Here is a 1,168-nt window from a genome sequence, read left to right as displayed (position 1 = left end):
GCTTGCCGGTCTCCTTCACGATACGCACCGCGCCCGCCCGGAACTCCGGATCAAAGCGCCGCCGCGTGACTGCTGCCACGACCAAACCTCTCCCGGTTCGGTCTCCACGCTACGAGGGGAAGGGCACTCCCTCATCTTTCCCTTCCTCATGTGCTGGCGACACTACGTTGAGATTCGTCTCAAGTCCTTGATCAACCTGGTGCAGCAAGGGCTTGGCAACGAGATCGATGTTCCCGGTACCCACAATCTGGCCAAACTGTGGGAGAAGACGGAGAGCCTGATCGCTGCCACTGAGGCCTTCGACGATGACGAGTCGACCCGGCACGTCAGACGGTTGATACTTCAGCTCCACGCGCTCGACCCCACAGCCCAAGAGGCTCGGTACCCGATCACCACCAAGGGCCGGCCCACGTTCGACAAGGTAGACAGGCTAGATATGCGCGCAATCCATGAAGCGATGGAAGGCGTAGCCAAGTACCTGACCGGGACGGACGTGGGACTCACAGAACACTTCAGGTACCGCCAGGAGCTCGTGGAGGAGTTTCGCTACGACTGGTGACGTTGCTGTCACCGGACATCAAGCCCCGAACGGTGATTCGTTCGGGGCGTTCTTGCTGGTGAAGTCTTATGGCCAGGGGCAGGGCCGGACTGTTGACCTTCTGCTCTCAGGTGGAGCAACCACCCTGCTCGGCTGATTGAGACCGTTTCGCCACGCTGTACTTTGCCGACCTCCGCGCCCTCCAGACGACTGGTCCTTGCGCTTAAGGATCTCGGTCGAGCAGCTTTCAAGGACGAGCTCAGGTCCGTGCCAGGGCACCGCAGTTCTAACCATCTAGCGCACCACAGGCGATCTCAAGCCGATCACGTGACTGGCGAGTGAGCAGCGCCCAGGCCGGGATGAGGACCTGCTGGCCCGGCGTCGATCCAACTGCAGCTGAGGAAGCATCTGTGACATGGAGCCGCCTCGCCGTTCGAGGCTCAGGCAGAAGATCGATCATGGTCCACGGTTGGTCCACAGTCAGCGAGCTACAACGAGAACGGGCGGGACTCCGTGAGACTGGAGGCCCGCCCGTACTTACGATGTTTGCCCTGGTCAGCGGCCGGAACCGCTGATCAAGATCGAGTGCCCCCTGTAGGATTCGAACCTACGCACCCGGCTCCGGAGGCC

1 protein-coding gene is annotated in these 1,168 nt (G+C 61.4%); it reads left to right on the top strand.

Annotation, left to right across the window (positions count from 1 at the left end; all coding sequences use genetic code 11):
* The coding region (locus tag KME77_RS18145) for a hypothetical protein (protein ID WP_219468952.1) at window positions 1–559 on the top strand (559 nt) is incomplete at its 5' end.
* Between the last annotated feature and the right edge of the window lie 609 nt (window positions 560–1,168).

Origin of the sequence: Nonomuraea rhizosphaerae, assembly GCF_019396405.1 — a bacterium.
Taxonomy (GTDB): Bacteria; Actinomycetota; Actinomycetes; order Streptosporangiales; family Streptosporangiaceae; genus Nonomuraea; species Nonomuraea rhizosphaerae.
The sequence above is the reverse complement of the archived record's forward strand: the minus strand, read 5'-3'. Positions and strand labels throughout refer to the sequence as shown.